The 3,604-nt window shown below is 45.1% G+C and carries 4 protein-coding genes; 1 reads left to right on the top strand and 3 read right to left on the bottom strand.

Annotated elements, in window-relative coordinates; translation table 11 throughout:
* On the bottom strand, window positions 1–2,045 hold a 2,045-nt coding region (locus tag LC574_RS31235), incomplete at its 3' end, for an ATP-dependent helicase (RefSeq protein WP_229457457.1).
* A 117-nt stretch (window positions 2,046–2,162) separates the two neighbouring features.
* On the opposite strand from LC574_RS31235, the gene LC574_RS31230 reads away from it, so the two are divergent.
* Window positions 2,163–2,837, top strand: coding sequence for an NAD(P)/FAD-dependent oxidoreductase (locus LC574_RS31230; RefSeq protein ID WP_229457456.1), 675 nt, complete (start codon window positions 2,163–2,165; stop codon window positions 2,835–2,837).
* On the opposite strand, the gene LC574_RS31225 is transcribed toward LC574_RS31230, so the two are convergent.
* Both LC574_RS31225 and LC574_RS31220 read right to left on the bottom strand, forming a co-directional pair.
* Window positions 2,824–3,081 (bottom strand): hypothetical protein, encoded by a 258-nt coding sequence (locus LC574_RS31225; RefSeq protein WP_229457455.1) that lies wholly within the window; start codon window positions 3,079–3,081, stop codon window positions 2,824–2,826. The two genes, LC574_RS31230 and LC574_RS31225, sit on opposite strands and share 14 nt — an antisense overlap.
* 204 nt (window positions 3,082–3,285) lie before the next feature.
* On the bottom strand, window positions 3,286–3,604 hold a 319-nt coding region (locus LC574_RS31220; RefSeq protein WP_229457454.1), incomplete at its 5' end, for an aquaporin.

Genomic DNA, 3,604 nt, shown 5'->3' with positions numbered 1-3,604 from the left:
ACGATTTCACTTAAAGCTGACAGCATTCCCCCCATCGAACTATTGCCTGCTATCTGCTGGTTTACCCGTTCTGCAAGTTTGTCAGCAGTTGCCAATTCTGCCTGGTCGTAATTTAAGGTCAAGGCGAGAAAGGAAATTAGCTGGTACAGGGGCAATTCTAAGCGGGCGCGAAGTAAATTGCGACACAAACGAGCAGCTTTTTGGACTGTTTCTGGCTGGGGTGCTGCTAGAGGGCCAGGATATAAAAATTCTTCTGGCAGACTAGCAAGGGCGTTGAGGTCTTGAGTAGGAATTAACTGGCGCTGTACTAATGCTTCTAGTGCGGCTTTGAGGTAATCGGGGGAGTGGGGGCGATCGCAAAATTGCAGTAATGCTAAAATCTCTTGGGGAACATGGGAACGCCGATCGCGTTCTCCCACATCGTAAAGTGTAATATTATGCTCTTTGCACACAGGTGTTAGAGCTTCTGCTAACCATCGTCCTTGGCGATTTTCTCGCACTAAAATCGCTGCACTATGTTGTGTTGGGTCTTCGCTAAATAACTCGATCACTCTTTGAAATAACAATTCAACGGTGTGATAAATGTCACGCGGAGTATAAAGTTCCAATCCTCGTCCTACTGGTGCTGGGTTGGCGTTATTTTGCGGATCGCCAACTTCAACAGGGCGAATTGTCTGTAAGCGAAATGGTAATTGTCGGTTGTTAGGAGTCTTTTGTCCGTTATTCGTTGTTGCTGACGACTGTTTATTGATCCATTTGAGGGCAAAGTTAGCAGCTTCAATGATAATTCTAGTACTGCGACCAGCTTGATCCATCGTTGCCAATCGTTTGATGCGATCGCACTCTTCGCAAAATTGTCGAAAATAAATCGGATCGGCTGGGGTAAAAGTAGAGTTAATTGCTTGGTTGGGGTCGCCAACTCGTACTAGATTGAGTGGGGAGTGGGTAGAGACGCGATTAATCGCGTCTGTACTGAGTGAGGAGTTAGGAGTTAGGAGTGAAGAATTATCTCCCTCATCTCCCTCATCTCCCTCATCTCCCTCATCTCCCTCATCTCCCTCATCTCCCTCATCTCCCTCATCTCCCTCATCTCCCCTCACTCCCCCATATTCCCCATCACTCGCCAAAATTTCTAACAGCTGCGTCTGTAGGGGGCTAGAATCTTGGGCTTCGTCTTCAAAGACAGCGAATACTTGGTTTTGCTCGATGCGACGGGCGCTGTCGTTTTCTAAAACGCGCAGTGCGGCTAAAATCATATCGTCATAGTCGATGAAGTCACGCGATCGCATTAAGTTTTGATATTGCTCATACAATCCCGCCGCTACGCTCAAAATTGTATATTCGTCTGTGGTTTGTTTACTCCACTCCCGTAACAATTCTTGCGATATCCCAGAACTTTTTGCTTCATGAATTACCGTATTAGCTAATTCTGGTAATACTTCTGTTCGCAGCACCGATTGGCGACGTAACCTTTCTGTCTCTTCTCCATCAAATTGATGACCTTCTAATAACCGCAAATATATTCCTGGATTATTCGCAATCCATTGTTCTACGGCTGTTCGGATAAAGCGGTGACTTTGGGTTGGTGTAATTAATGTGACATTTTCTAATTGCAAACCCGATAAATCAGGATGGCGACTGGCAATGTTCAACGCTAGACCATGTAGGGTATAGACAAAGAATCCCGTCTGAGGTAAAGATAAATCATCTCGTAAGAATTTGCGAATCTTGGCTTTAATATTGGCAGCAGCGGAGCGAGTAAAGGTAACAACTACCAATTGACGGCGGGAGGATGAACGTTCATATTGACGTGCGATCGCGATCGCTGCCGCCGCCGCCATACCAGTAGATTTGCCTGCGCCAGGAACAGCAGAAATAGCCAAAGGGCCAGATTGCCAGTCAGCCATTTGCTGTTGTCCAGGACGTAGACTGTTGCGGATGCGTGCTATGGCTTCTGCCCGTAGGGATGACACGGGCAGAAGCCCAGATAATTCTGGGTGGAGTGATTCTGGAGGCAAAGCAGCAGTAAAATTAGTGTCTGACATTATAAAATTTTATATTTTAAATTTGGGATTTAATTCCAAAACCGCAGATATGAAAGATCATTGCTGTTTATCTGTGGTGACAAATATTTAATTGCAAACTAATTAGCTAATAGCTATATGAAGATACTAACAACAAAGAAAATTATTTTGGTTGGCGGTGGCATCGGTGGCACTGCAACCGCGCTTGCTCTTTATCGGGCTGGATTTGAACCTATTGTTTACGAGCGCACGGCAACATTACGCGAAGTTGGGGCAGGAGTGGCGCTTTGGGCGAACGCTACCCATGTCCTAAAGGAGTTAGGCGTGTTGGACGATGTGTTACGCGAGAGTGATCCAATTACCAATTATCAGTTCTTCTCCCAGATGGGCAAAGAATTAATGAACCTCTACATCAATCATTTTGAAGTGCCAGCCGTAGCCATCCATCGTGCTGATTTGCAGGCGCTGCTCTGGCGGAAACTGTCGAGTGAGCATTTTGTTTTGGGTCGGGCGTTTGAGCGTTTCGAGTTAGTTGGAGACAAAGTTCGTGCTTATTTTACTGGCGGTTTAGCAGAGGTCGGCGATGCGTTGATTGGAGCCGATGGACTGAAGTCAAAGGTGCGATCGCACTTTACAGCAGTTTTCATGTATTTGAACCACATCTGTCGTAAGGGCACAGCATTGCTGTGCCCCTACCGCGTGGTCTATTTACCTGAAAATAGCTGTACTAATAGGAAAAGTTGCTCAATCAGAGAATCCTGTTGTTGTGGCAGTAAGAAATACATTAATGAAGTTGTTGTCACAACAGTTTGACAATGACTATAGAGCTATTCATGCTTACAGAGTTAGCTTGAAACTCGATAAATGCTGATTTTATGTTGGTTATTAACGTTGGTTGTGAGCAAGAGTAATTGACTAGCGATCGCGCCAGACTACGGTCATTCTTCCGGTTCATGCGACACACAAAACTAATTAGTGTCTTCGTCAGTGGGAAAGCCACAAGAATATCCTGCCATTGAGAAGCAATTTCTGGACGAGCAATTAAACATTCTGTCAATCCCTTGACTGAACAAATTAGCCAAGCGTTATTTGTTCATTCAAGGGATTGTTAAGAAGTCTAAAAATGAAATCTCAAGCGATGCTTACAGCAAGCTATGCTTACGCAGCTTCACTTGAAGATTGATTATAGGAACAAGCAGAGCCAACTATTGCCGGTTTTGATCATCTGCTGTCAAACCAGAAATATCGCGCCAACTGACTTTTAGACTAGCTCTTCGACGTTTTGCCGTTCGCCCACAGTTGAGTCACTAAAGACGGCTACATACAACCATCCTGCTAAAATAGCCCCCAAAATCGGAGCTATCCAGAACAGCCAGACTTGCGAAAAGAGTTCTACACCTGCAAATAGAGCAACTCCAGTACTACGGGCGGGATTAACCGAGGTATTGGTTACAGGAATGCTAATCAGGTGAATCAAAGTGAGTCCAAAACCAATTGCCAGTGGTGCAAATCCTTTAGGAGCACGGCTGTCAGTTACACCCAAAATAATCAGCAGAAACATGAAAGTCATCACAACTTCA

This window comes from Nostoc sp. CHAB 5715 (genome assembly GCF_020829685.1).
In the GTDB taxonomy this organism is placed as follows: domain Bacteria; phylum Cyanobacteriota; class Cyanobacteriia; order Cyanobacteriales; family Nostocaceae; genus Nostoc.
This window is presented reverse-complemented; position numbering and strand designations above follow the sequence as displayed.

Coding starts and splice junctions, on each gene's coding strand:
- LC574_RS31230 (WP_229457456.1), top strand. CDS start 2,163: ATGAAGATACTAACAACAAAGAAAATTATTTTGGTTGGCGGTGGCATC.